Genomic DNA, 23822 nt, shown 5'->3' with positions numbered 1-23822 from the left:
AAATGAATATGACACCTCAACAGAGACTGCAACAGAAAGCTCAGAGCTGGGTAGGAAGTCGCTATTTTTTATTACTAGATACGGAGACAACTGGTCTTAGTGAAAATGATGAAATAGTGGAAATATGTATTATAGATTCCAGAGGTTTAATCATGCTGAATACTTTGATTAAGCCAACTAAGCCAATCCCTGAGGAAGCGACCGCGATCCATGGAATCACTAACGAAATGGTTGCTCATGCACCGACGTGGCGGGATGTGCATGGTGTTTTGGTGGCTCTATATGAACTTCATGAATTTGTTATTTATAACGCTGATTTTGATACCCGAATGATGAACCAGACTGCATGTTTGTATGGTTTGGGAGGTGGGGGCTTTAGTCAATTATTGGGCGAGTATTCTGAGTGTGCCATGCTGGCTTATGCCGAGTTTTATGGTCAGAAAGATGAGAGACGCGGTGGCTATAAATGGCAGAAGTTAACTAATGCAGCCGAGCAGCAAGGGGTAATCATCCAAGGCTCAGCACATCGCGCACTATCTGATTGTTTAACCACTCTTGGAGTAATTAAGGCTATGGCCGCTGGGGGTGCGAAATGATCCGTATCCCCATCGGCAAAGAGTTTGTTATTACCTCTGACTCTCTTCAATACATCCTTAATCAAAAAAAGGTTGCACAAAAAGGCTCTAAAGCAGGTGAAGAATGGCTAGACCCTATCGCCTATTTTCCAAGCCTAAACCAGCTTGTCACCGAGCTGGTTAATCGCCATGTTCGCAACTCGACCGTGACTAGCATCGCAGGGCTAGCGGCTGAGATTGGGAGTATCGGAAAGCTTTGTCAGGAGGCGTTCGCCACTTACCAGCCGAAGGTCAAGCCATGAAATTTACCCTGCTTAAATTTTTTACAATCACGCTTACGTTGATTTTTATCACGCTAAAGTTAACGGGCGTTTTGACTGATTGGACGTGGTGGGTCGTTACCGCACCACTGTGGATTATTCCGGCGATAGCCTTTTTACTGGGTTCTGCTGTTTTTATTATTGCCGTGATCCTGCAAGTACTGGCGAGCTTAGTTAGATGAGCCAGTCCAATAGGGGGCGAGTCGCCCCCACACCGCCGCCAGCCTTTAACGCTGAACCTAAAGCGCCCTTTGTGGGCGCTTATAGCTGGAATGCGCCACGCGAAGCCATTGGAAAAGAGAGACCTCTTACCCGTGAAGAATACATTCAGGGGCAAGATGCCTTGCGCAAAATTGATACGTTGCCAAACTTTGTTGGGGGCTACTTCTCAAATCGACATGCCTACCTGCTGAAAAATCAGGGTTTGCTCACCGCTCACCGCTTTTTGCTGAATGTTTTCATGCCGCGCATCTGGCCGCGCATCACAAAAGTTAACGCCAAATATGAGATGAAGTTAACGGGTTACGCCTATGAGCTCTTTATCGGCGAAGCTGAATGCTATTCACGTTTGCCGGGTATGCATGACAAAGAGCTTAAACAAATGGCTGGCCGCATTTCATCGGTATTATTCGCCGCTTATGACAAAGCCTGTCAGAAACACGTTAGCGATCATGATGGTGATAACGCCAACCTTCTGAGTGATGAGGTTCAGAGTGCTATTTTTGGTCTGGTCGCTGGAGCAGCTCGCTCACTGAATATCACCCCAAAATACTGGATGCGTTACCTCAAAGGTAAGTTAGGCGTTGAAAGCGCGCTAAGAAGCATCATGCGATTAGTTAATGATGAATGGTGGATAAGAAAACTTAAAGCGTTGCGTATGCAATGGCGTGAGGCGTTATTGATTGCGGCTGGTGAAGTGAATTTTCAGCGCTCAGAGTATGCGAGTAAGCTGGCAATTCGAGATATTCAGTCACGCCGCTTAGCTAACTTGGAGTATCTGAAATCCCAAGAGCTTGAGAACGTCGAAACCGGTGAGCGGTTCGACCTTATCGATAAAGTGATGGCGAGTATTTCTAATCCAAAAATCCGCCGCATGGAGCTAATGAGCACTATCGCGGGGATCGAGAAATATGCAGCCAGTCAACACCATTGCGGCTTATTCATTACGATCACCACCCCTTCAAAATATCACCCAACTCGCAAGGTCGGTAAAAAGGGAAGTCAGCGCGTCCACCTTAATCATAAGTGGGATGATGAAACGTATTCGCCCAAAGACGGTCAGCGCTATCTTTGCCGCATTTGGAGCAATATGCGCACCGCATTTAAAGACCGCGATTTAAAAGTGTATGGGATGCGCGTTGTTGAGCCACATCACGACGGCACGCCGCACTGGCATATGCTCTTGTTTTGCCATCCAAAGCAACGCAGTGATGTTATTGCGGTGATGCGTAGATATGCGTTGAAAGAAGACGGTGACGAGCGCGGAGCCGAGAAAAATCGTTTTCAATGCAAGCACATGTACAAAGGATGTGCCGCTGGATACATCGCAAAATATATCGCCAAAAATATCGACGGTTATGCCCTTGACGGTGAACTCGACTTTGAAACGGGCAAGCCGCTATCTGATGCCGCTGCCGCCGTCACTGCGTGGGCGTCTATTTGGCGTATCCCGCAATTTCATCCCGTTGGTGTCCCAACCATGGGAGCCTATCGCGAATGCCGTAGCGGAACGCTGCGCAGCATTAGCCTAGCCGAGAGCTTTGACGAACGTGTCGAGGCTGTGCGAGCCGCTGCCGACAGTGGTGATTTTGCCGCTTATATCGCCGCGCAGGGCGGTGCCAATGTTCCCCGCGATTTACAAACTGTGCGTGTCGCGCGTGAGGTTGCCGAGGAGCTCAACGAGTACGACGAAGAAGTTCAGAAAGTTGTCGGCATCTTTGCCCCTCACCTCGGTGCGCGACATATCCACAAGACTCGCGAGACTCAATGGCGCATCGTCAGCAAGGCCGTTGACGTTGACCTTGATCCTTTGACTTTAAAAAGCGCCTCTGGCGCGCCTCGGAGTCCTGTCAATAACTGTGGGGAAGGTCAGCACAGTGTTGACATAAAACCGGAAGTTACGCCGTCTGAGTACGCCGCCGCTGTAATGAAACTCGTTGAAAGCGGAGATGTGAGCTGGACGGATTGGGACGTCGCCAAGACCCTGAGAGACGCAGCAAGGGAGCAGTCACCAAGAATAAACCTACAGCAGCGAAGCGCTAACCAAAATAAACCGCACGACTTAGCGCCATCGGCACGACTTACCCGTATTGAGCTGGATAGAACGTGGCAAATAAACCGCGATTTAGCCAAAGAAGGTATTACCGCGCAGCGCTGGGAGCTTGATGCGCTGGCGCAGGGTGCAACCGTGAGCTTTGACGACAAAGTATTTTCATATCCGGCGCTCGATGAATGGCCGGGCTTTAGTGATATCTGAGGAGAGTTTAAGTGACAGATTTAAAAACATGGTCGCCAGCGCAGGTGCTGGAACACGCAGAATATAAACTGAGCTTGCTTCCACACAAAGACTCGCTTAGTTGTGATTTTTATCGAGGCGTCATTGCGTCAATCAAAGAACTCCAGATGACACAGTCAGCCACCGAACAATCAGCAGTACCGACGATGATGGGGTGGGATAAATTAGCTGAGCGCGGTCTGGTGTTCAGAATTAATTATGAAATTTTGCATCCGCTGGGGCTTGCGATGGCATATGACGCAAATACTGGATTATCTAGCGGAGCACATGTGGCATCCGATGGCGTCTGGAATTTTTCGGACGAAATTTTGAGTTATGCAGCTAATCGCGGGTGGCTTAAATGAGAGATTTTGTGATTTCTACTGGTAACTATTGCTGTAGCTACACGCTTGCAGAATCTGAGGGTGATAAAACTGTCGGTTTGGTTGTTCGTAGAGATGATAAAAGCGGAAATGTTACCATTTTATCTCAGCTCGATGAGCATGGCGTCGCGCTGGTAGATTCATTGGTAACAGAGTTACGTGCGAGCCAATGCCAAACGGTCGTAATTCCGAGCATATGGAAGCACTACTCTTGCAGTAAAGTCGCTGAAATTTACGAGCGAGCCATGGATGAGGCGGGAGTGAAATGGCGAAGCGTTGATGATAAGCCAGCTATTACAAAGAGGAGCCAAAACAATGGCGATCACTAAGACTCTCCAGCTAGCTGTCAAAGCTGAATATTTCGACGCGATGAAACGTGGCGAAAAGACAGAAGAATATCGGCTAGTCAACGCCTATTGGGGTAATAGAATTTTTGGGCGTAACTACGACACTCTGATTATCACAAAGGGCTACCCGCGCAAGGATGACGAGGAACGGCGGATAGTCATTCCTTATGATGGTTATGAAATTAAGATGATTACCCATCCGCATTTTGGTGATGACCCGGTCAAGGTTTTCGCAATAAAAGTAAATTGCAAAAATTCACCTGTGCATCATGAAGGAATGGGGAAAAATCAGAATGCACCAGCTTAGACCAGACCAATACCCTGTGGAGTTAAGGCGTCAAAACGTTCTTAAAGCCGTCGATAAGCTACAGCAAATAATGGCCAGCATGGATTTATCCCCCGACCAGCTCGTCGTTTATGCTGAAATAGTACGAGACAATCACCGGCGGGTTGACTCCATTCTAACCACGCTCGACCCCGTACCACCGCCAAAACATCGATAAAAAACGCCCGCTTTCGCGGGCTTTTTATTGGGCGTAGCAAAATAAATTAATCGCTAATTCATGAGGATGAAAATCCGCTCGCGCTGTTGCCTTGACTGCTCTCATGTTTGATATAAATATACTGTTTTTATATACAGTATATTTATTGATTCAGGGGAATGTATGCCACGCATTGAAGATAGAATTTTATCCATTTTTAACTCAGTTATTTCGCGCCGGTCGGACGGTAGGCAGGTTGTCACTACGCGCTCAATTATCAACGCGGCCACAAATCTCGGTATCGATGACATATCACCGGCTCAGGTAAATAGCATTATTCGGCACAATAAAGTTGGGTGGGCGATTCTGGAAGAAGATCGCAACGGGCTACACACCTATTACCTGTTTAATCCCAATTCACGATGATTGCATGCGTGTGCATTAGGGTGCATGTAACGTTAAATATTATTTTTGTCCCCTAACGCCAGCGCTGGCGCGGCTCGGGTGGGCTCATGCAAGTGCATTAAAAGCGACTCATAAAGCGGGCAGGCGTGGCGGGGATAGCATTGCGCGCTGAGGGTGTTAATACGGTTATCTCTGATCGTCTGAGGGCGTCGTGGTGCTGTTCGTGGTGTCTGTTTGGATGTTGATGCGTCTTTCTACATCATCGCGGTGCTGGCGCTCCTGTAGGCGCTGGTGAGGTATACAAAAAAGCCGCCCGGCGGCGGCTGTTGTGGTTGTCTGTTCGTTACTTGTTTTTCGGTAGCTCGTAAGGCTTAAAGCGCACCACTTCCTGACCGAGAAAGTCATTCACCTCTTTGATGCGCTCCTGTAAGGGCGTTAGCTCGTTGCGCACAAAAACCTGAGCCGCTTTGACGACGTCACCAAAGCCGCCGGTGTTATTGGGCACGACGCCCATCATCTGAGGAGGTACGCGGTGCGCGCTGAGTAAGTCATCGCGGGTGGCGTTCTTGATGTTAAAGAAATCATCCTTGGTCGCTACCTCGCTAAGCGGCACAATCTTGATCCCATCGGGTTTACCGTTCGGCGCGTAGAAAAACAGGTTTTTAAAATTACCTAGCCCTTTCGAGCTGCGCATCGCCTCACGCAGTGCCTCAACGTCGGTATTACTCTGTGCGGCGTCTGTTACATACATGATGTAGCCAGCGTGTGCGCCGTTCTGGTAATACTTGCGGCGGAATAGGGTAGCGGATTCATTCAGCCACGCCGAGTTGAGCGAGCTCATATATTCCGGCAAGCCGTACAGCTCCTGATTAATATCTGGCTCAATCAAATGGAACACCGAACGCGGCGCGAAGCGGTGCGGCTCTTTGAATGACTGCACGAACCAGTAAACATCCTCCTCAACGCCTCGGCGGGTATATTTCGCCGGTGAGCACTCCAGTCGCATAACCTCCCCAAGCTGATTAAAACGCTTCTCTAAAAAAGCATTTCCAAAGACCAGATAGTCGAGCACGTAGCGGCTAAATTCCTGCTGGCTCAGTAATGGGTGGGGGATAAAAGTGCTGGCGAGTATGTTGCGCTTTACATAAATCGGTGAGCTGTGGTGAACGGCGGCGCGCAGGCTTTTCGCCAGCCCCGCAAAGCTGACCGGCGGCTCGATCCATTTACCGTTGTTGATGCATTCGGCGTAGTCGAGAATGTCGCGGCGGTCTAACACTGCCGAGGGCTCACCGAAGGTAAACGCCTGTACTGAGGTATCAGGTTGCGCGGTCATTTTTTTGGCGCGTTGGCCTTTACGTTTGCTCATTAGTTAAATTCCAAAATTGAAGGGGTGACGTTGCCGTTACCGGCGGTGAGCGGTTCGTTAATCATGGCGTGCATGGCCGCCCATGCGATATCGGCGTGGCTGACTTCCTCGCTACGGCTGGCGACGTAAGTCATGCCGCGCCCGCTGGCCGTCATGGTTTTACGTATGGCCATAAACGAGAGCGTGATATCGGTGTAGGCGATGTCGTACTCCAATCGCCCTGTGGTGATGAGGTCTTTTGCTTTTAGCACCATGTTGGTTTTCACCTCGGCGCTATAGCGAATTTCTCGCACCGCTGGGAAGAAGTTGCGCACCAGCTGGTAAACACCTTGTCCGATGCCGGTGGCGTCAATGCCGATATATTCCACGACGTATTTTTCAGTCAGTGCCTTGATGGATTCGGCCTGTGTGGCAAAGTCCATGCCTTTCCACTGGTAGCGCTCCAGAATGCGGAACTTACCGCCCGGAACGGCGGGAGGTGCCATCACCACACAGCCCGCGCTGTCGCCGGTATTCGACGGGTCATAACCAATCCACACCGGACGATAACCAAACGGTCGAGGGTGTTGGTCTATCTGGATAAAGTCTTCCCACTCCAGCCTCGAATCGACCATACAGGCTTGCAGCTCCTCGAACGGGAACACGGACGCCTTATCATCGACAAACTCACACATGAACAGGTTGCGGAAGTCCTCGGCGCTGTTTTCCCGTTTTAACGTATCGAGATCGAACAGGTCGCAGCCACCGGCGAGCGCGTCCTCGATGGTGACAATCTGCCGCCATTGCCCATCGGCGCACAGCGCGCCTTTCGCCAGTGCGCCGTGGCTGATATCAATATCGACACGGTCGTCGGCGCTGCTGCGTCCTTTGTTGAATAGCTCCCCTGACCAGAACGGATATGCGCCATGTGCCAGCGTGGACGGCGTCGAGAAATAGGTGGTACGCAGATGTTTTTGCGAAGCCATACCTGACGCCACCTTTCTCAGCTTCTGGAAATTGGGTATCCAGAAAATCTCATCGACCAACAGGTCGCCGTTATGGCTTTGCGCGGTGTTGGAATTGGTGCCAAGAAAAATCAGTTTCGCGCCGTTATTGCCGAGCACAATCGGATCGCCGGTGAGTTCCATATCCACCATGCGCGCAAACTGGATGATGTACTCACGGAACACATAAGCCTGAGTCTTACTGGCCGAGAGAAAAATCTGGTTGTGACCGGTATCGAGCGCCCGTAGTAGCGACTCACGCGAAAAGTAAAACGTAGCGCCAATCTGGCGTGATTTAAGAATGTCGCGAATACGGTATTTAAGTCCGGCCTCATGCCAGCCGAGCTGGTAGCCGAAAGATTGTTCGAAAAAAATCGACTTGAGTTTCTCGATAGCCTCCTCGCTGAAATAGTTCTTTTTCGGTGCCTTACGCTCGCCCTTATTGCGGTTGCGCACGTTCGGATTTAAATCGGCCTCGTTGCCGGTTTGGCTATAGCGATTCACGCGCGCTAGGCGCTCAATCTGGCGACCTAACAGGTCAATCTCCTTGTAGTCACCGCCGTCTTTTTTAGGCTTAGCTATCAGTTGAATTAAGCGGGATTCGATGCTGGTTTCCACGCGGGAAATCGGGTGGATGTCGTCCCACTTATCGCGGCGTTTCCAACTGTTGACGGTCGGGATTTTCTGACTGAGCGTTTCGGCTATTTGACGGGGTGAAAAACCTTGCCAATAGAGCAAGGCAGCCTGTCGCCTCGGGTCATGAAGGAGTGATGTGTCCGTGGTAATCATCGATATTGCCTCTCGCATAGATAACGAGGGCAAGGCTACGCAAGGCAGGCGGGGCGCGCCTTACAGGGCTGTTGTGTAGGCGATTGTCAGACGGGGATTGATGGCGGAGCCGGTGCTGGGTGGGGAAACTAGCCCCGAACCCAAACACCACTCAGGACACCTGAACAATGGCAAAGAAAGTATCTAACTGGTTTCGCATCGGCGTCGAGGGTGACACCTGCGATGGCCGTAGTATCGAAGCAACTGACATTCAGCAAATGGCCGACAGCTTTGATCCCCGCGTTCGTGGCTGTCGTATCAATCTCGAACACATCAAAGGCGTGTTACCAACAGGCGATTTTAAGCGCCTTGGTGACGTAGTCGAGCTTAAGGCCGAAGCCATTGAGGATGACTCTATCCTAAACGGCAAGCTGGCACTCTATGCCAAGATGGCACCGCTCGAGGATTTGGTCTCCATGGTCAAGGCCGGGCAAAAGATTTACACCTCGATGGAAATTCGTCCGAACTTTGCCAATACGGGCAAAGCCTATCTGGTCGGCCTTGCGGTCACCGATGACCCCGCCAGCCTCGGAACTGAGATGCTGGAATTCAGCGCCAAGGCCAAAGTGAACCCGTTCGCCGGTAAAAAAGAGCAACCTGACGATCTGTTTTCTGTGGCGACACTGGTCACGCTGGAATTTCAGGACGTTCCCGACACGCTTCTCACCACACTGACTGACAAAGTCACTCGCATTTTTAGCCGCAAGCAAGCCAACGATGACGCACGTTTTAACGATGTGCATGAGGCGGTCTCGGTCGTTTCTGAGCAGGTGCAAAGCTATCAGGACGACGTCGAGCAGCGTTTAACCACGTTAGAAAATGACCTGAAAACCGCGCAGGAAACCGCAGAAAACAGCGTGCAGGCATTATCAGCGCTGAAAGGTCAGCTCGGTAACACCGAGCACTTTGGACAGTCACGCCGTCCAGCGGCCAATGGTGGCAACGGCGAAGAAATCCACCTCACCAACTGTTAACCGTTTGACTGTGAACCGGCGCGGCTTACTGCGCCGTCTGCCCCTTATTTGATTGAGAGAAACTATGCGCCAGAATACCCGTTTTAAATTTAATGCGTTCCTGACCCAAGTCGCCAAGCTGAATAATGTTGATGTTGCCGATATCGATAAAAAATTCAGCGTTGAGCCGTCGGTTACGCAGACCCTTATCACCACCGTGCAAGAAACCTCGGATTTTCTGACCCGTATCAACATGGTGCCGGTGGATGAGCAAGAGGGTGAGAAAATCGGCCTCGGCGTCACCGGCTCTATCGCCAGCACCGCCGACACCGACAACGGCGGCGAGCGTGAAACCGCCGACTTTGCCGCATTGACGTCGCGTAAATACAAATGTGAACAGGTCAATTTTGACTTTCACATCCGTTACAACACCCTCGACCTGTGGGCGCGTTATCAGGACTTCCAGATCCGTTTACGCGATGCGATTGCCAAGCGTCAGGCGCTCGATTACATCATGGCCGGTTTTAACGGTATTGCCCGTGCACCGAAGTCTGACCGCAGTAAAAATCCAATGTTGCAGGACTTAGCCGTCGGTTGGTTGCAGAAGTTACGCAATGAAGCTCCGCAGCGCGTCATGGACAGCTATACCGCCGAAGATGGCACCGTGTCCGACGTCATCCGCGTGGGTCAAAAAGGCGATTATGCCAACCTTGACGCCGTGGTGATGGATGCGACCAACAGCATGATCGACCCATGGCACCAAGAAGACCCTGACCTTGTGGTTATCTGTGGTCGTCAGCTGTTAGCCGACAAGTATTTCCCGCTGGTGAACCAAGAACAGCCGAACACCGAAGCCATGGCCGCCGATGTGATTATCAGCCAGAAACGCATCGGTAACTTACCGGCGGTACGTGTGCCGTACTTCCCCGCCGATGCCATGATGGTGACGCGCCTCGATAACCTGTCGATTTACATCATGGACAGCTCGCACCGCCGCCATATCGAGGAGAACGCCAAGCGTGACCGCGTCGAAAACTATGAGTCGCTGAAAGTCGATTTTGTAGTCGAGGATTACGGCTGCGCGTGCCTGATTGAAAATATCAAGGTTGGCACCTTTAAAGCGCCCGCAGCGCCGGAACAGGCATCAGCGCCAGTTGATGATAAACCGACCGCCGATAACGCTGAGGAATAATCATGGCGAGCCCTGCACAACGTCACATGATGCGGGTATCGGCACAAGAGGCGGCGCAGCGCGAAAATAGCGCGTTGCGCCACGCCAGCGGGTACGAGCTGGTGCTCATGCGTTTAGCCGGTGATATGCGCACGTTAAAAGGCGTGCACTCATTCGAGCGTAAAGCCGAGATTAAGCGCGGCATGTTGCCGGAGTACGCGCCATGGGTCGCGGGCGTTTTGGCCGAAGGCCGAGGTGCTCAAGATGCGGTGTTAATGACCGTCATGGTGTGGAAACTCGACGCCAATGATATTGCCGGCGCGCTGGAGATTGCCCGCTACGCCCTAAAATATGGCCTCGCTATGCCGTCACATCTCAACCGACCCACCGGTTATTTTTTGGCTGAGGATGTGGCTATCGCCGCCGACCGTTTACATACCGCCGGTGAGCCTGTGGCCGTGTCGTTATTACTCGACACCATGGCGCTGACCGAAAGCGCCGATATGCCGGATAAGGTGCGCGCCAAGCTGCACAAAATCACCGGGCTGGTACTGCGTGATGAGGGTGCGGCGCTCCAAGCGCTAGAGCACCTTAAACGCGCCATGCAGCTCGACCGCTTGGCCGGTGTGAAAAAGGATATCGAGCGACTGGAGCGAGCCATTAAGGCTGCCAGTGAGCCCGAACCGGCTCCCGCGCCAAAACCGAAAGAACGCGCCAAACCCAAAACAGCCAAGCGTGCGAAAACACCGGCGAAATCAGCCGCTCGCACGCGAAAACCGACGAGTGCAACCGCTCGCCGCTAACAGAACGCGCCCCGCGCCGGGCGGCACGCAGAGAAAACAGACTTGCTCTGATTGGCTTCTGCGTCCACCGCCCACCCATTACAAGGATTTGTCATGACGACAATCATCATTCCTGCCTCGGATGAGAACACCGACGCATCAGGGATAGTCATTCCTGCGCCTGAACCGCGTGAGCCGGTGATTAAAAACACCTATTTCTGGCCGGATATCGACCCGGTGCGTATCCGTGAGCTCATGCGCCTTGAGTATGTGGTCACGCCTGAGCGATTGCGTGAAGCGATCCGCATGGGGATTGCCGAAACCAACGCCGAGTTACATCTCTTTCGTGAGCGTAATATCGCCGCAGGCTACTCCCGTTTAGCGGAGGTTCCCGCCGAGAAAATCGATGGTGAAAGTGAAAAATGTTTTCACTACCTGCGCGCCGTGTCGGCCTTTGCCAGTGCCAGCGTCTACGAACGTTATCGCGGCTATGACGCCAGCGCCAAAGGCGACCGGAAAGCCGACACCGTTGAGAGCACCGCTGACACGCTGTGGCGCGATGCACGCTGGGCGGTGAGTCGCTTAGAAGGTCGGCCTAAATCCATCATAGGGCAAATCTAATGCGCGTTATCGCCTCACAGGGGACACCCTCGACGCCCTGTGTTATCGCCGTTACGGGCGCACCGAGGGCGTGGTCGAGGCGGTGCTCGCAGTCAATCCGGGACTGGCTGAGCTGGGCGCGGTGTTACCGCATGGCACCGCTGTCGAGTTGCCGGTCGTTGAGTCCTCGACCGTGTCGGAGACTGTCAATTTATGGGATTAATTCATGATCGAATCCGATAAGACCGTAGTGACGCTGTTCCTTACCGGCGCGCTTATTGTCGTGGGTAAGGTGCTCGCCGGTGGGGAACCTATCACCCCTCGGCTTTTCATTGGCCGTATGTTGCTCGGCGGCTTTGTTTCCATGGTATCAGGCGTTGTACTGGTGCAGTTCCCCGAGATTAATCCGGTGGCTATCTATGGTATCGCGGCCATGCTGGGGATCGCCGGTTATCAGGTGGTGGAAATCTTTATTCAGCGCCGCCTAAGCAAAGAAAACAAAACCGACAAAGGGGATAAATAATGGCCGTGATTAAAGTCCATCCAAACGTCGCCGCGTTTCTCGATATGCTGGCGTTTTCTGAGGGAACGGCGAACCATCAACTCACTCGAAATCAGGGGTATGACGTAGTGGTGACGGGTATTGATGGCAAGCCGGAGATTTTCACCGACTACAGCGATCACCCGTTTGCGCACGGTCGTCCCGCGAAAACCTTCAACCGACGCGGTGAGCGCTCGACCGCCTCAGGGCGTTATCAGCAGCTTTATCGCTACTGGCCGCACTATAAAGCATTGCTTTCACTGCCTGACTTTAGCCCGTCATCACAAGACCGCCTCGCGGTAAAATTGATGGACGAGCAGCGAAGCCTTGCGGATATCGAGCGCGGTGATATTGAGCAAGCGATTAGCAAGTGCCGCAATATTTGGGCATCCCTGCCGGGTGCCGGTTACAACCAGCGAGAGCACCGACTCGACAAACTGGTCGCGGTCTATCGCGCAGCTGGGGGCGAGCTTGCTCAATGAAAACGCTGATTATCTTGCTAGTCGTGGCCGTGGTTGGCCTGTGGTGGTTAAAGCGTGAAAACCGCGAGCTAGGGCAGGCACTCAGCGACGCCACGCAAACCATCACCACGCAAAAAAATAACCTCGCCACCTTAAACAATCAGCTCAGCGTGGTGCGTGATAACGCCGAACGTAGCGAACGCGCTCAGGTGGTATTACGTCAGCAACTTAGCCACGCGCAGCAGCTCGCCACCGGCAAAGACCAGAAAATAACGAGGCTACTCAATGAAAATAAAGCGCTGCGCGATTGGTATCAGTCTGCTTTGCCTGATGATATTGCAAGGCTGCACACCCGTCCCGCCTTTGACACCCCCGACGCTTATTTACGTTGGCTGTCCGAAGGTGACGAGCTGCCCGATACCGGGAAGCCTGCCGAAAACTAACGGCGATCTGAGTGAAGATAACCGCCAATTAGAGCGCGCACTGGTGAGCTGTGCTCTACAGGTGGAAACCGTGAAACACTGTCAGGAGTCACACGATGATAAAGCCTAAAAGCCTACGCGAAGCGCTTGAAAAAGCCGCGCCGGTACTGCGTAAAAATCCCGATATGCTGCGCCTGTTTGTAGATAACGGGACGATTGCGACCACACTGGCCGCGACGCTATCGCATGAAAATCTGTACACGCTCAATGTGATTGTGACCGATTATTCTGGCGATTTGGATTTGCTCATCGTGCCGATTAACGCATGGCTGCGCGAAAACCAGCCGGATATCATGACCACCGACGAGGGCAAGCGGAACGGCTTCACTTACTTTGCTGACCTGAATAATCACGACAGTATCGATATCAGTTTTAGCCTGCGCCTCACCGAGCGCGTTATCGTCAAGCAGGTAGATAGGGCGCTTCACGTGAAGCACCTCGTTGAGCCACCTATCCCGCAGCCGGTTGAGCGCCCTATGGAGCTCTATATCAACGGCGAGCTAGTGAGTCAGTGGGATGAGTGAGCTCAAACAGTTTGAGGACAGGCTCGCGGGGTTGATTGGCAACCTGACACCGGTGCAGCGCCGTAAAATTGCGGTCGAAGTGGCTAAGCGCTTGCGCACCAGTCAGCAACAGCACATTAAGCAGCAGAAAGCGCCCGACGGCACCCTATACGCCAGTCGAAAACCGCAACCGGCCAGCGGCATGCGAGGCCGCGTAAAGCGCCAGATGTTCGCCAAGTTGCGCACCAATCGCTTTATGAAAGCGCAAGGCTCAAGTGATGCCGCCGTGGTGGAGTTTGTCGGACGTGTTCAGCGTATGGTGCGGATACATCAAGAGGGCTTAAGCGACAAGCCGAACCGCTTTAGCCGTGAAGTGAAATATGATGCGCGCCCGCTGTTGGGATTTAGTGCAGGGGATAAGCACATCGTTGAGGAGGTTGTCACCGCATTCCTTAGCGAATGACTGTTGTCTGAGTCCCCATCCTACGGGCTCACATTGCCGCCGAACCCCCTCGGCGGCATCCTTTCTTGTATGAGCACACAATCCCAACTATCCGAAATCTCGCGCCTACTGCGCAATCTTATCCGCACCGGCGTCGTGTCCGAAGTCGATACCGATGGAGCCCTGTGCCGCGTCCAAACCGGCGAAATACAAACCGGTTGGATTAACTGGCTGGCGCGTCGCGCTGGCCGTTCGCGTGACTGGTGGGCTCCGTCGGTGGGGGAGCAGGTGTTATTGCTGGCTGTTGGCGGCGAGCTCGATACCGCCTTTGTCCTGACCGGCATTTACTGCGATGACTTTCCCGCCCCGTCGGCGTCTGCCGATGGTTGGCGCGTCGAGTATCCAGACGGTGCGGTCATCGAGTACGAGCCGGATACCGGCAAGCTCACCGTGAGCGGCATTAAAAGCGCGGATGTGACCGCCTCGGCGTCGGTGGTGGTGACTTGCCCGTCCGTCACCGTGACCGCCAGCGAAAAAATTACCCTCGATACCCCCGAAGTGGTTTGCACCAACAAGCTGACCACCGGCTCTATCGAGGTGCAAAAAGGCGGCACCATGAGCGGCACCATCGAACACACCGGCAAATTCACCTCGAACGGCGTGCAGGTTGACGACCATGGTCACGGTGGGGTTGAGCGCGGTAACTCTTGGACGGAGAGCACGAAATGACGGCGCGCTATTCCGGCATGAGCCGAGAGGACGGCCAGCAGCTCGATGACCTCGCGCATATTCGCCAAAGCGTGCGCGATATTCTTATCACGCCGGTCGGCACGCGGGTGATGCGCCGTGAGTATGGTTCGCTCCTGTCAGCGCTGATTGACCAGCCGCAAAACGCCGCGCTCAACCTACAAATTATGGCCGCCTGTTACATGGCGATTTTGAAATGGGAGCCCCGCGTCAGGCTCACGGCCATTACGTTCGATAACCGGTTTAACGGCGAAATGTTTGTCGATATCACCGGACAACTGACCGACACCGGCGGCACCTTCTCTCTTAACGTACCTGTGAGTTAATCCATGGCAACCATTGACCTAAGCCAGCTCCCCGCGCCCGATGTGGTCGAGGTGCTGGACTACGAAAGTATTTTAGCCGAGCGCAAAGCGACGCTGTTGTCGCTGTGTGATGAAAGCCAGCGCGAGGCGGTGGCGCGTACCTTGCAGCTTGAATCCGAACCCTTGACAAAGTTGCTCGAAGAAAGCGCTTATCGCGAGGTGATGTGGCGTCAGCGGGTGAATGAAGCTGCCCGCGCGAACATGCTGGCTTATGCCACCGGCGGCGATCTGGATAACCTCGGCGCAAACTATAACGTTGAGCGTCTGGTTATTACGCCCGCCGATACCACCGCCATTCCCCCTCTGGCCGCCGTGCTGGAGTCCGACAACGATTTTCGGGTGCGTATTCAGCAAGCCTTTGAGGGCTTAAGCGTGGCCGGTTCAGTGGGCGCGTATCAATTCCATGGCCGCAGTGCTGACGGTCGAGTCGCTGACGTGTCGGTCATTAGTCCAACACCGGCGTGTGTGACGGTTTCGGTGCTTTCGCGTGAGGGGAACGGCGCGGCGAGCGAGGAGTTGATCCAGATAGTCAATCTCGCGCTTAACGCCGAAGACGTGCGCCCCGTTGCTGACCGCGTGACGGTGCAAAGTGCCGAGATTGTGCCGTATCAGATTGTGGCCGAGCTCTATCTCTATCCGGGGCCGGAAGTGGAGCCGGTACGCGAAGCCGCTGAGGCCAAACTGAAAACCTACATCACCGCTCAGCACCGCCTCGGGCGTGATATCCGTAAATCTGCCATCTATGCCGCGCTCCATGTGGAAGGTGTGCAGCGTGTTGAGCTCGCGCAGCCGGTCGCCGATATCGTGCTCGATGAGACTCAGGCGTCCTATTGCTCTGATTATGCGATCACCATTGGGGGCGCGGATGAGTGATAACCGTCTGTTACCGGTTGGCTCCTCGCCGCTGGAGGTGGCCGCCGCGATTGCCTGTGCTGAGATAGAGCGAACCCCGATACCGCTGCGCCAGCTCTGGAACCCGAAAACCTGCCCGGTCAACCTGTTGCCGTATCTGGCGTGGGCGTTCTCGGTTGACCGCTGGGATGCGACGTGGCCGGAAGAAACCAAGCGCGATGTGATTGCGGCGGCGTATTACATCCACAGCCGCAAAGGCACCATTAGCGCCGTGCGCCGCGTGGTTGAACCGTTGGGCTACGTGATTAACGTCAATGAGTGGTGGGAGACCAATGACCCGCCCGGCACCTTTCGGCTCGATATTGGCGTACTGGAAAGCGGTATCACCGAGGAAATGTATCACGAGATGGAGCGACTTATCGCGGACGCTAAACCCGCCAGCCGCCACCTCATCGGACTCAACATTATTCAAGATATCGCCGGTTATTCCTACACCGGAGTCGCCCTCTACGATGGCGACATTATTACCGTTTACCCTGACCTAGAAAGCTAACCCGATGGCACAAAAATATAAGGCGGTACTGACCAAAATCGGCGCGGCCAAGATTGCCGCCGCGACCGCTGGCGGGACAAAAATCAACCTCACCCAAATGGCCGTCGGTGACGGTGGCGGCACGCTGCCCACGCCAGACCCGACACAAACCAAGCTGATTGCCGAGAAGCACCGCGCCGCGCTCAATAAAGTGATCGTCGACCCGAAGCACAAAAACTATTTAGTGGCCGAGCTGGTTATCCCGCCGGAGATTGGCGGCTTTTGGATGCGTGAGCTGGGGCTCTTTGACGAGGTCGGCGACCTGATTGCGGTCAGCAACATGGCCGAGAGTTACAAACCACTGTTATCCGAGGGCTCAGGGCGTACGCAGACCTTGCGCATGGTGGTGATTGTCAGTGATATGGACACGGTGAATTTGCTGATTGATAGCTCGACTGTGCTTGCTACACAGGAATACGTCGATGAGAAATTGCAGGAGCATGAGCAATCGCGCCGCCATCCTGACGCCACGCTCAAAGAGAAAGGTTTTACCCAGCTTAGCAGCGCCACCAACAGCACCAGCGAGGCAATGGCCGCGACGCCGAAAGCCGTTAAAGCAGCCTATGATTTGGCGAACGGTAAATATACCGCGCAGGATGCGACCACGGCACAAAAAGGCATTGTTCAGCTTAGCAGTGCAATCAATAGCACCAGTGAAACGTTAGCCGCTACGCCGAAAGCCGTTAAAACTGCGTATGACTTGGCGAACGGTAAATATACCGCGCAGGATGCGAGCACGGTTCAAAAAGGGATTGTTCAATTAAACAGCGCAGTTAATAACAGTAGCGAGACTTTGGCGGCGACACCAAAAGCTGTAAAGATTGCCTATGATAAGGCTCTCGAGGCTGATGAACATGCCAAGGACGCCAATACCAATGCTGGGAAAGCCAACGATAATGCCAATACTCGTCTAGAGAAAAATAAAAACCTGTCTGACATACCTGATAAGGCTAAAGCGAGGGCAAGCCTTGATTTAGTAAAGCAAACATCCCCATCCGATACCACTAGCGGCGCGGTGCTTCTCGTTGAGGCTGGCGGGCTATTATCACAAGCCCCAGCAGCACTATCTAATGGCGATATTTTGGCAAGAAATTTGGCTGCCCAATTTTTTCGCCAAGGTGGCGGCACGAATGGTGATCACTTTGGCGGGTACGGCGCAGGTATTCATTTGCCGTATGACACAAGCGGCATCACACCCGTATCGGCCAATCTGTTTGTAACCAGTGACGGGCGCTTACATGTTGAATTTGCGACCGGCCAAACGTTTATTCTCGGTGATGTGTATTCAACGGTGCATAAGCCAACGGCGAGCGATGTTGAAGCGCTAAGTGTTAATGGTGGTGCGCTTAATGGCGCATTGGCTATCAATAGCGCTGGGCGCGCTTTAGCCATTATCGGTGATGATGACAAAGCATTATATTTTCAAGCGCGAGATAAAAGCGGCGCGGCGCGATGGTTTGTGGGTAATGCCGGTGATGGTGATAGTACTGTTTCGTTTCATAACTATAAAAATGGGACAAAGCTCGACTTAAGTAATGAGGCTAGCGTTAACAAACCACTAAACGTGAATGGCAAGATAACGCCGTCTGACTATGCCAATTTTGATGCAAAGTATTCAAAGATTGCGACGATATCTAAATCGGCGAATGGCTACGAGAAAGACAATAATACAGGCCGTATCCGACAATGGGGAAGAACCACCGCCTTTGGTGCGGGAAACGGCTATCCGTTAAGATTTCCAATTGCATTCCCGAATGCATGCACCGGCGTCACAGTGACGCTAATTCGCGGCGGTGCAACCACGGTGGGAAGTAATGAGGCTTCATACGTCGGTGAGCCGGGTTTATCGGGGGTACGGCTTTATCATGGTGGTACAGAGGTATACCCTGCATTTTGGGAGGCGGTAGGATACTAATGAATTATTATTTCAGCGCAAAAGAGAATGCATTTTATCCGGTTGATGCCATTGAGAGTTACAAAAAATCCGGAACGTTGCCTGATGATATTGTCCTTGTTAATGATGATTTATATATCACCTATGCGGCTGAACTTACGCCAGAGGGTAAATATCGCGGTGTTGGTAATGATGGTTTGCCATGCTGGCTCGATATGGCCGTGCAGCCAATATCGCCTGAAGAGGCTATTACGATGGCGGATAATGAAAAAACTCGCCTATTGGATGTTGCTACGGCGGCAATTGCACCGTTACAAGATGCGGTTGATTTGGATATTGCAACAGATGAGGAACTCGCGCAGCTCAAAGCATGGAAAACTTACCGCGTGTTACTCAGTCGCATTGATACAGCAAGTGCGCCTGATATTGAATGGCCTCCTCTCCCCGCCTGATTTACCCCGTTTATCTCGCCCTCGTTTGAGGGCTTTTTTTTGCCTGTTGTTTCACCGCCCGAACGTCGGCCATTGCTCGCTGTTCCCGTCCACGCACAACACAATAGCCTTGCTACTTTCTCACGGAGTCAAACACGATGCCCGATTTTAAACATGGCGTGCAGGTGCTCGAAATTAACGACGGCACCCGCGTCATTTCCACCGTTTCAACCGCCATTATTGGCATGGTCTGCACCGCGTCGGATGCAGATGAAAAAACGTTCCCGCTCAACGTGCCGGTGCTGATTACCGACGTGGTGGCCGCTGCCGGTAAAGCGGGGACTAAAGGCACCTTAGCCGCCGCGCTGGCAGCCATCGGCGACCAGTGTAAACCCGTTACCGTCGTGGTGCGCGTGGCCGAGGGTGAAGGTGATGACGAAGAAGCGATCCAAGCGGCGACCATTTCCAACATCATCGGCGGCGCGGATGAGAACGGCCAATACACCGGCCTAAAAGCGTTACTCACCGCGAAAGCCGTCACCGGCGTTAAGCCTCGCATTTTGGGCGTGCCGGGTCTCGATACTAAAGAGGTGGCCGTCGCACTGGCGGCAGTCTGTCAGCAGTTGCGCGCCTTTGGTTATATCAGCGCGTGGGGCTGTAAAACCCTGTCAGATGCGATTAAGTACCGCGACAATTTCAGCCAGCGCGAGCTGATGCTGATTTGGCCGGACTTCTTGGCATGGGATACCACGGCCAACGCCAGCGATACGGCATGGGCGACGGCGCGCGCATTAGGTCTACGCGCCAAGATTGACCAAGAGACCGGTTGGCATAAAACCCTGTCTAACGTCGGGGTGAACGGCGTCACCGGTATCAGTGCCTCGGTATTTTGGGATTTACAGGCACCGGGAACCGATGCCGACCTGCTCAACGAGGCCGGTGTTACTACGCTGGTACGCGCCGATGGTTTTCGTTTTTGGGGCAACCGCTGTTGCTCTGATGACCCGCTGTTTATGTTTGAAAACTACACCCGTACCGCGCAGGTGTTGGCCGATACCATGGCCGAGGCGCACATGTGGGCAGTCGATAAACCGATGAATGATGCGCTTATCCGCGACATTGTCGAAGGGATTAAGGCCAAATTTCGCGAGCTGAAAACCAGCGGTTATATCATCGACGCCGATTGCTGGTATGACGAGAGCGCCAACGATAAAGAGAGCCTGAAAGCGGGAAAACTCTATATCGATTACGACTACACGCCGGTGCCACCGCTGGAAAACCTCACCCTACGCCAACGTATCACCGATAAATATCTGGTGAGTGTCGGCTCCACGGCTAACAGCTAAGGAACTCAAGCGATGGGAATGCCTCGTAAGTTGAAATACCTCAACATGTTTAACGACGCGTTGAGCTACATGGGGGTCGTCAGCTCGGTGACGCTGCCCAAACTGACCCGCAAGCTAGATAACTATCGCGGCGGCGGGATGAATGGCTCGGCGGCGGTTGATTTGGGTCTCGATGATGACGCGCTGGCCTTGGAATGGACTATCGGCGGTTTCCCCGACGATGATTTATGGAGCCAGTACGCCGTACCGGGTGCCTCTGATATTCCTCTGCGTTTCGCGGGCTCTTTCCAGCGTGACGATACCGGCGAGATTAGCGGTGTGGAAATCGTGTTACGTGGCCGTCACAAAGAAATCGACGGCGGTGATAACAAGCAAGGCGAGAACACCGAGACCAAAATCTCGACCCAATGCACCTACTACAAATTGATGGTAGACGGCAAAGAGCTCATCGAGATTGACGTCGTCAACATGATTGAGAAGGTCAACGGCGTTGACCGCTTAGCGCAGCACCGTAAAAACATCGGTCTGTAATCTGATGGCCGGTCAGGTGCAACACTGGCCGGTTAACCCCCTTTTTTAAGAGAACGATTATGAAAGATAAAAACACCACTGAGAATGACAATCTGGTGACGCTGGAAAACCCGATTAAGCGTGGCGATCTGCTTATCGAGCAAGTGACCCTCACCAAACCTAATGCGGGAACCCTGCGCGGCGTGAGTCTAGCGGCGGTGGCAAATTCTGACGTGGACGCGCTGATTAAGGTGCTGCCGCGTATGACCTACCCGCCATTATTAGAGAGCGACGTGGTCAAGTTAGAACTGCCCGACATGATTGCGCTCGCCGGTAAGGTGATCGGTTTTTTGTCGCCGAATTCGGCTCAATAGACTTTCCCGCCGATTTATCGGTCGATGACCTGATGGCGGATATCGCAGTGATATTTCACTGGCCGCCCTCAGAACTTAACCCCATGAGCCTGACCGAGCTCGCCCTCTGGCGCGACAAAGCGCTACAACGAAGCGGAAACACTGATGAGCAATAATCTAAAATTGCAGGTGCTTCTCAACGCCGTCGACCGAGCCAGTCGCCCGTTTAAAGCGATCCAGACGGAGAGTAAATCTCTGTCTGGCAGCATTCGCGACACGCAGAAAACCCTCAAAGAGTTGAACGCCCAAGCGGGACGTGTTGAAGGTTTTCGCAAAACGAGCGGCCAGCTCGCCGTCACTGGCCAGTCACTGCAGAAAGCCAAAAACGAGGCCGAAGCCCTCGCAATCCAATTTAAAAACACCGAGAAACCGACGCGCGCACAGGCCAAAGTATTAGAGTCAGCGCAGCGTGCCGCCGAAGGGTTACAGCTAAAATACAACAGCCTGACGCAGTCAGTAAAACGCCAACAGCATGAGCTCCAACAATCGGGGATCAACACCCGCCGCTTGTCCAACGATGAGCAGCGGCTCAAAGCTTCACTGAGTGAAACCACCGCCCAGCTCAATCGTCAACGAGATGCACTGGCGAAAGTCAGCCGACAACAGGCCAAGCTCAACGCGGTGAAAAAACGCTATGAGTCCGGTAAACAATTGGCGGGTAACTTGGCCGGAGCCGGTGCCGCCGGTGTGGGTGTGGCGACGGCGGGTATTGTGGCCGGTGTCGCGGCACTCAAGCCCGGCTATGACTTTGCACAGAAAAACTCAGAGTTACAGGCCGTGCTCGGTCTGGATAAATCGAGCGCGGATATGTTGGCGCTACGCGGTCAGGCGCGCCAGCTCGGGGACACCACCGCCGCCTCAGCCGATGACGCAGCTGCCGCGCAAATCATTATCGCTAAGTCAGGCGCAGATAAAGACGGCATTCTCGCCGCCACGCCGACCACGCTCAATATGTCACTGGCGAACCGTCGCAGCATGGAAGAAAACGCCACGCTGTTGATGGGGGTTAAATCGGCGTTTGGGCTGGCTAACGATAAGGTGTCGCATATTGGGGATGTTATCTCCGCAGCCATGAACAAAAGCGCCGCCACTTTTGACGGTTTAAGCGATACGCTCACCTACGCCGCGCCGGTTGCCAAAAATGCCGGTATCAGTGTCGAGGAAACCGCCGCCATGGCGGGTGCGCTGGCTGACGCTAAAATCACCGGCTCGATGGCGGGGACGGGAAGCCGCGCAGTCATCACGCGCTTACAAGCGCCAACCGGTAAAGCCCATGACGCTATCAGCGAGCTCGGCGTTAAAACCGCCGACCGCAAAGGCAACATGCGCCCGCTGTTTACCATCCTCAAAGAGATGCAAAAAAGCTTTGTTAAAAACAAGCTAGGGGATACCCAGCGCGCCGAATACATGAAAGCGATTTTCGGTGAGGAGGCAAGTTCAGCGGCGGCGGTGCTGATGACGGCTGCCACCTCGGGCAAGCTCGATAACTTGACCAAAATGCTACAAAACTCGGACGGAAAAACCGAGGAACTGGTCAAGGTGATGCAGGACAACCTCGGCGGGGATTTTAAAGAATTTCAGTCAGCCTATGAGGCCGTGGGGATCGACCTCTTTGACCAGCAAGAGAGCTCGCTACGCTCTCTTACCCAAACCGCCACGAAATACGTGCTTAAGCTCGACCAGTGGATACAGAAAAATAAAGGGCTATCCCAAACCATTCTAAAAATTGCCGGTGGTGCGGTCGCTATCATTGGCGTTCTTGGTGCGATTGGTCTGGTAGCGTGGCCGGTGGTGATGGGGATTAATGCGATCATTGCCGGAGCCAGTTTGCTCGGCACCGTCTTTGCCGCCGTCGGTAGCGGTATTTTAACGGTGCTCGGTGCGCTGACGTGGCCGATTGTCGCGATTGGTGTTGCTATCGTTGCCGGTGCTCTGCTTATCCGTAAATATTGGGAGCCTATCAGCGCCTTTTTTGGCGGCGTGGTGGAAGGGCTCAAGGCTGCGTTTGCGCCGGTGTCTGAGATGTTTGCGCCGTTAATGCCGCTGTTTGATTTGTTGGGGCAAAAACTCCAAGCCGCTTGGAAATGGTTCGGGGATTTGATTGCGCCGGTGACATCGACGAAAGAAAGCCTCGATAGCTGCAAAAACGCCGGTGTTGAATTTGGTCAGGCTCTGGCGAGAGTACTGACGGCTCCGCTCAATCTATTTAACGCGATAGGCAGCAAGGTCGATTGGTTGTTAGAAAAAATGGGCTTAATGAAAAAAGAGTCTGCCGATATCGATGCCAATGCTAGCAAGGTTAATCAGTACGCCACCGGCGCGACCGGTCGAGGCTACTCACCCTCGGGCGGGATTCTCACCGGCGGCTATGCCCCGGTAAAAACGGGTGGCGCAAGTTATACCGACCAAAGCCAACACGCCTACCAGCTCGATATAAATATTCCTCCTGGCCAAAACGTGGAAGATGTTAAACGAGCTATCCGCGAAACCCTCGAAGAACGTGATCGCAGCCGTCGAGCAGCTGGTCGTTCTCGCATGAATACTGATTAAGGAG

32 protein-coding genes and 1 pseudogene are annotated in these 23822 nt (G+C 53.4%); 31 read left to right on the top strand and 2 right to left on the bottom strand.

The genetic code is table 11. The features are described 5' to 3' along the window. Window positions 1–8 precede the first annotated feature (8 nt). From DSM2777_RS03080 to DSM2777_RS03045, 9 genes are all read left to right on the top strand, one after another. Entirely contained in the window at window positions 9–596 is a 588-nt protein-coding gene (locus DSM2777_RS03080; protein WP_335340655.1) for a 3'-5' exonuclease, read from the top strand. Then, on the top strand, window positions 593–877 hold the full coding sequence (locus DSM2777_RS03075; RefSeq protein WP_061553147.1) for a DUF5405 family protein: 285 nt from the start codon (window positions 593–595) through the stop codon (window positions 875–877). The genes DSM2777_RS03080 and DSM2777_RS03075 overlap by 4 nt, the downstream gene beginning before the upstream one ends. Further along, entirely contained in the window at window positions 874–1077 is a 204-nt protein-coding gene (locus tag DSM2777_RS03070) for a hypothetical protein (RefSeq protein WP_061553146.1), read from the top strand. The genes DSM2777_RS03075 and DSM2777_RS03070 overlap by 4 nt, the downstream gene beginning before the upstream one ends. Beyond that, window positions 1074–3371 (top strand): replication endonuclease, encoded by a 2298-nt coding sequence (locus DSM2777_RS03065; RefSeq protein ID WP_061553145.1) that lies wholly within the window; start codon window positions 1074–1076, stop codon window positions 3369–3371. Before DSM2777_RS03070 ends, DSM2777_RS03065 begins: the two co-directional genes overlap by 4 nt. A gap of 11 nt (window positions 3372–3382) precedes the next feature. Then, window positions 3383–3754, top strand: a complete 372-nt coding sequence (locus DSM2777_RS03060; protein WP_061553144.1) for a DUF7415 domain-containing protein — start codon at window positions 3383–3385, stop codon at window positions 3752–3754. Next, on the top strand, window positions 3751–4101 hold the full coding sequence (locus tag DSM2777_RS24380; RefSeq protein ID WP_156088321.1) for a hypothetical protein: 351 nt from the start codon (window positions 3751–3753) through the stop codon (window positions 4099–4101). The genes DSM2777_RS03060 and DSM2777_RS24380 overlap by 4 nt, the downstream gene beginning before the upstream one ends. Continuing rightward, window positions 4088–4426: an ASCH domain-containing protein gene (locus tag DSM2777_RS03055; RefSeq protein WP_156088320.1), complete on the top strand. Its 339-nt coding sequence runs from the start codon at window positions 4088–4090 to the stop codon at window positions 4424–4426. Before DSM2777_RS24380 ends, DSM2777_RS03055 begins: the two co-directional genes overlap by 14 nt. Further along, window positions 4413–4622 (top strand): hypothetical protein, encoded by a 210-nt coding sequence (locus tag DSM2777_RS03050; protein ID WP_061553142.1) that lies wholly within the window; start codon window positions 4413–4415, stop codon window positions 4620–4622. Before DSM2777_RS03055 ends, DSM2777_RS03050 begins: the two co-directional genes overlap by 14 nt. 162 nt (window positions 4623–4784) lie before the next feature. Then, window positions 4785–5027: a hypothetical protein gene (locus DSM2777_RS03045; RefSeq protein WP_061553141.1), complete on the top strand. Its 243-nt coding sequence runs from the start codon at window positions 4785–4787 to the stop codon at window positions 5025–5027. 322 nt (window positions 5028–5349) lie between these two features. On the opposite strand, the gene DSM2777_RS03040 is transcribed toward DSM2777_RS03045, so the two are convergent. Further along, a complete protein-coding gene (locus DSM2777_RS03040; RefSeq protein WP_061553140.1) occupies window positions 5350–6372 on the bottom strand; it encodes a phage portal protein in 1023 nt (340 codons plus the stop codon). Next, window positions 6372–8144, bottom strand: coding sequence for a terminase ATPase subunit family protein (locus tag DSM2777_RS03035; RefSeq protein ID WP_061553139.1), 1773 nt, complete (start codon window positions 8142–8144; stop codon window positions 6372–6374). The genes DSM2777_RS03040 and DSM2777_RS03035 overlap by 1 nt, the downstream gene beginning before the upstream one ends. A 167-nt stretch (window positions 8145–8311) precedes the next feature. On the opposite strand from DSM2777_RS03035, the gene DSM2777_RS03030 reads away from it, so the two are divergent. From DSM2777_RS03030 to DSM2777_RS02940, 22 genes and pseudogenes are all read left to right on the top strand, one after another. After that, window positions 8312–9157, top strand: coding sequence for a GPO family capsid scaffolding protein (locus DSM2777_RS03030; RefSeq protein ID WP_061553138.1), 846 nt, complete (start codon window positions 8312–8314; stop codon window positions 9155–9157). A gap of 64 nt (window positions 9158–9221) precedes the next feature. Continuing rightward, complete coding sequence (locus tag DSM2777_RS03025) at window positions 9222–10328, top strand: phage major capsid protein, P2 family (RefSeq protein WP_061553137.1); 1107 nt, start codon at window positions 9222–9224, stop codon at window positions 10326–10328. Window positions 10329–10330: 2 nt separating this feature from the next. Then, window positions 10331–11110, top strand: a complete 780-nt coding sequence (gene gpM, locus DSM2777_RS03020; protein ID WP_061553136.1) for a phage terminase small subunit — start codon at window positions 10331–10333, stop codon at window positions 11108–11110. A gap of 93 nt (window positions 11111–11203) precedes the next feature. Next, entirely contained in the window at window positions 11204–11710 is a 507-nt protein-coding gene (locus DSM2777_RS03015; RefSeq protein WP_061553135.1) for a head completion/stabilization protein, read from the top strand. A 37-nt stretch (window positions 11711–11747) separates the two neighbouring features. Further along, window positions 11748–11912, top strand: a complete 165-nt coding sequence (locus DSM2777_RS23615) for a tail protein X (RefSeq protein ID WP_071889856.1) — start codon at window positions 11748–11750, stop codon at window positions 11910–11912. A gap of 3 nt (window positions 11913–11915) precedes the next feature. Further along, window positions 11916–12212 (top strand): phage holin family protein, encoded by a 297-nt coding sequence (locus DSM2777_RS03010; RefSeq protein ID WP_061553134.1) that lies wholly within the window; start codon window positions 11916–11918, stop codon window positions 12210–12212. After that, window positions 12212–12712: a glycoside hydrolase family 24 protein gene (locus DSM2777_RS03005; RefSeq protein ID WP_061553133.1), complete on the top strand. Its 501-nt coding sequence runs from the start codon at window positions 12212–12214 to the stop codon at window positions 12710–12712. The genes DSM2777_RS03010 and DSM2777_RS03005 overlap by 1 nt, the downstream gene beginning before the upstream one ends. Next, window positions 12709–13056, top strand: a pseudogene (gene lysB / locus DSM2777_RS24850) (Rz-like lysis system protein LysB); the annotation flags it as partial. The gene DSM2777_RS03005 and the pseudogene lysB, both read left to right, overlap by 4 nt. Further along, window positions 12977–13243 (top strand): Rz1-like lysis system protein LysC, encoded by a 267-nt coding sequence (gene lysC, locus DSM2777_RS24780; RefSeq protein ID WP_218917631.1) that lies wholly within the window; start codon window positions 12977–12979, stop codon window positions 13241–13243. The pseudogene lysB and the gene lysC, both read left to right, overlap by 80 nt. After that, the gene (locus DSM2777_RS02995; protein WP_061553131.1) at window positions 13230–13697 is read left to right on the top strand and encodes a phage tail protein; all 468 of its coding nucleotides are present in this window, start codon (window positions 13230–13232) and stop codon (window positions 13695–13697) included. Before lysC ends, DSM2777_RS02995 begins: the two co-directional genes overlap by 14 nt. Continuing rightward, window positions 13690–14139, top strand: coding sequence for a phage virion morphogenesis protein (locus tag DSM2777_RS02990; protein ID WP_061553130.1), 450 nt, complete (start codon window positions 13690–13692; stop codon window positions 14137–14139). The genes DSM2777_RS02995 and DSM2777_RS02990 overlap by 8 nt, the downstream gene beginning before the upstream one ends. A 69-nt stretch (window positions 14140–14208) precedes the next feature. Continuing rightward, window positions 14209–14847, top strand: coding sequence for a phage baseplate assembly protein V (locus DSM2777_RS02985; RefSeq protein ID WP_061553129.1), 639 nt, complete (start codon window positions 14209–14211; stop codon window positions 14845–14847). Next, window positions 14844–15191 (top strand): GPW/gp25 family protein, encoded by a 348-nt coding sequence (locus DSM2777_RS02980; RefSeq protein ID WP_061553128.1) that lies wholly within the window; start codon window positions 14844–14846, stop codon window positions 15189–15191. The genes DSM2777_RS02985 and DSM2777_RS02980 overlap by 4 nt, the downstream gene beginning before the upstream one ends. Window positions 15192–15194: 3 nt before the next feature. After that, window positions 15195–16103, top strand: a complete 909-nt coding sequence (locus DSM2777_RS02975) for a baseplate assembly protein (RefSeq protein WP_025801634.1) — start codon at window positions 15195–15197, stop codon at window positions 16101–16103. Next, window positions 16096–16635: a phage tail protein I gene (locus DSM2777_RS02970; protein WP_061553127.1), complete on the top strand. Its 540-nt coding sequence runs from the start codon at window positions 16096–16098 to the stop codon at window positions 16633–16635. Before DSM2777_RS02975 ends, DSM2777_RS02970 begins: the two co-directional genes overlap by 8 nt. Before the next feature lie 4 nt (window positions 16636–16639). Further along, on the top strand, window positions 16640–18589 hold the full coding sequence (locus DSM2777_RS02965) for a phage tail-collar fiber domain-containing protein (RefSeq protein WP_061553126.1): 1950 nt from the start codon (window positions 16640–16642) through the stop codon (window positions 18587–18589). Next, entirely contained in the window at window positions 18589–19020 is a 432-nt protein-coding gene (locus DSM2777_RS02960; protein ID WP_061553125.1) for a tail fiber assembly protein, read from the top strand. The genes DSM2777_RS02965 and DSM2777_RS02960 overlap by 1 nt, the downstream gene beginning before the upstream one ends. A 137-nt stretch (window positions 19021–19157) precedes the next feature. Beyond that, window positions 19158–20345 carry a phage tail sheath protein gene (locus DSM2777_RS02955; protein WP_061553124.1) on the top strand — a complete coding sequence of 396 codons (1188 nt, stop codon included), beginning with the start codon at window positions 19158–19160 and terminating at the stop codon, window positions 20343–20345. Window positions 20346–20357: 12 nt separating this feature from the next. Continuing rightward, window positions 20358–20876 (top strand): phage major tail tube protein, encoded by a 519-nt coding sequence (locus DSM2777_RS02950; protein ID WP_061553123.1) that lies wholly within the window; start codon window positions 20358–20360, stop codon window positions 20874–20876. A gap of 59 nt (window positions 20877–20935) precedes the next feature. Beyond that, window positions 20936–21229: a phage tail assembly protein gene (locus tag DSM2777_RS02945; protein ID WP_061553122.1), complete on the top strand. Its 294-nt coding sequence runs from the start codon at window positions 20936–20938 to the stop codon at window positions 21227–21229. Between the two features lie 32 nt (window positions 21230–21261). Further along, window positions 21262–21384 (top strand): GpE family phage tail protein, encoded by a 123-nt coding sequence (locus DSM2777_RS23605; RefSeq protein ID WP_071842598.1) that lies wholly within the window; start codon window positions 21262–21264, stop codon window positions 21382–21384. Then, window positions 21374–23818: a phage tail tape measure protein gene (locus DSM2777_RS02940; RefSeq protein WP_061553121.1), complete on the top strand. Its 2445-nt coding sequence runs from the start codon at window positions 21374–21376 to the stop codon at window positions 23816–23818. Before DSM2777_RS23605 ends, DSM2777_RS02940 begins: the two co-directional genes overlap by 11 nt. The last annotated feature ends 4 nt before the right edge of the window (window positions 23819–23822 follow it).

The organism is Obesumbacterium proteus, assembly GCF_001586165.1.
Taxonomy (GTDB): Bacteria; Pseudomonadota; Gammaproteobacteria; order Enterobacterales; family Enterobacteriaceae; genus Hafnia; species Hafnia protea.
The sequence above is the reverse complement of the archived record's forward strand: the minus strand, read 5'-3'. Positions and strand labels throughout refer to the sequence as shown.

Excerpts from the sequence above, each read along its gene's own strand:
- DSM2777_RS02960 (WP_061553125.1), top strand. The coding sequence starts at position 18,589 with ATGAATTATTATTTCAGCGCAAAAGAGAATGCATTTTATCCGGTTGAT.
- DSM2777_RS03080 (WP_335340655.1), top strand. The coding sequence starts at position 9 with ATGACACCTCAACAGAGACTGCAACAGAAAGCTCAGAGCTGGGTAGGA.
- DSM2777_RS02945 (WP_061553122.1), top strand. The coding sequence starts at position 20,936 with ATGAAAGATAAAAACACCACTGAGAATGACAATCTGGTGACGCTGGAA.
- DSM2777_RS03065 (WP_061553145.1), top strand. The coding sequence starts at position 1,074 with ATGAGCCAGTCCAATAGGGGGCGAGTCGCCCCCACACCGCCGCCAGCC.
- DSM2777_RS03075 (WP_061553147.1), top strand. The coding sequence starts at position 593 with ATGATCCGTATCCCCATCGGCAAAGAGTTTGTTATTACCTCTGACTCT.
- DSM2777_RS03035 (WP_061553139.1), bottom strand. The coding sequence starts at position 8,144 with ATGATTACCACGGACACATCACTCCTTCATGACCCGAGGCGACAGGCT.
- DSM2777_RS02990 (WP_061553130.1), top strand. The coding sequence starts at position 13,690 with ATGAGTGAGCTCAAACAGTTTGAGGACAGGCTCGCGGGGTTGATTGGC.
- DSM2777_RS03005 (WP_061553133.1), top strand. The coding sequence starts at position 12,212 with ATGGCCGTGATTAAAGTCCATCCAAACGTCGCCGCGTTTCTCGATATG.
- DSM2777_RS03055 (WP_156088320.1), top strand. The coding sequence starts at position 4,088 with ATGGCGATCACTAAGACTCTCCAGCTAGCTGTCAAAGCTGAATATTTC.
- DSM2777_RS02975 (WP_025801634.1), top strand. The coding sequence starts at position 15,195 with ATGGCAACCATTGACCTAAGCCAGCTCCCCGCGCCCGATGTGGTCGAG.
- DSM2777_RS02980 (WP_061553128.1), top strand. The coding sequence starts at position 14,844 with ATGACGGCGCGCTATTCCGGCATGAGCCGAGAGGACGGCCAGCAGCTC.
- DSM2777_RS02940 (WP_061553121.1), top strand. The coding sequence starts at position 21,374 with ATGAGCAATAATCTAAAATTGCAGGTGCTTCTCAACGCCGTCGACCGA.
- DSM2777_RS03025 (WP_061553137.1), top strand. The coding sequence starts at position 9,222 with ATGCGCCAGAATACCCGTTTTAAATTTAATGCGTTCCTGACCCAAGTC.
- DSM2777_RS02985 (WP_061553129.1), top strand. The coding sequence starts at position 14,209 with ATGAGCACACAATCCCAACTATCCGAAATCTCGCGCCTACTGCGCAAT.
- gpM (WP_061553136.1), top strand. The coding sequence starts at position 10,331 with ATGGCGAGCCCTGCACAACGTCACATGATGCGGGTATCGGCACAAGAG.
- DSM2777_RS03010 (WP_061553134.1), top strand. The coding sequence starts at position 11,916 with ATGATCGAATCCGATAAGACCGTAGTGACGCTGTTCCTTACCGGCGCG.
- DSM2777_RS24380 (WP_156088321.1), top strand. The coding sequence starts at position 3,751 with ATGAGAGATTTTGTGATTTCTACTGGTAACTATTGCTGTAGCTACACG.
- DSM2777_RS02995 (WP_061553131.1), top strand. The coding sequence starts at position 13,230 with ATGATAAAGCCTAAAAGCCTACGCGAAGCGCTTGAAAAAGCCGCGCCG.
- DSM2777_RS03050 (WP_061553142.1), top strand. The coding sequence starts at position 4,413 with ATGCACCAGCTTAGACCAGACCAATACCCTGTGGAGTTAAGGCGTCAA.
- DSM2777_RS03015 (WP_061553135.1), top strand. The coding sequence starts at position 11,204 with ATGACGACAATCATCATTCCTGCCTCGGATGAGAACACCGACGCATCA.
- DSM2777_RS03070 (WP_061553146.1), top strand. The coding sequence starts at position 874 with ATGAAATTTACCCTGCTTAAATTTTTTACAATCACGCTTACGTTGATT.
- DSM2777_RS02965 (WP_061553126.1), top strand. The coding sequence starts at position 16,640 with ATGGCACAAAAATATAAGGCGGTACTGACCAAAATCGGCGCGGCCAAG.
- DSM2777_RS02955 (WP_061553124.1), top strand. The coding sequence starts at position 19,158 with ATGCCCGATTTTAAACATGGCGTGCAGGTGCTCGAAATTAACGACGGC.
- DSM2777_RS23605 (WP_071842598.1), top strand. The coding sequence starts at position 21,262 with ATGGCGGATATCGCAGTGATATTTCACTGGCCGCCCTCAGAACTTAAC.
- DSM2777_RS02970 (WP_061553127.1), top strand. The coding sequence starts at position 16,096 with ATGAGTGATAACCGTCTGTTACCGGTTGGCTCCTCGCCGCTGGAGGTG.
- DSM2777_RS02950 (WP_061553123.1), top strand. The coding sequence starts at position 20,358 with ATGGGAATGCCTCGTAAGTTGAAATACCTCAACATGTTTAACGACGCG.
- DSM2777_RS03045 (WP_061553141.1), top strand. The coding sequence starts at position 4,785 with ATGCCACGCATTGAAGATAGAATTTTATCCATTTTTAACTCAGTTATT.
- lysC (WP_218917631.1), top strand. The coding sequence starts at position 12,977 with ATGAAAATAAAGCGCTGCGCGATTGGTATCAGTCTGCTTTGCCTGATG.
- DSM2777_RS03040 (WP_061553140.1), bottom strand. The coding sequence starts at position 6,372 with ATGAGCAAACGTAAAGGCCAACGCGCCAAAAAAATGACCGCGCAACCT.
- DSM2777_RS03030 (WP_061553138.1), top strand. The coding sequence starts at position 8,312 with ATGGCAAAGAAAGTATCTAACTGGTTTCGCATCGGCGTCGAGGGTGAC.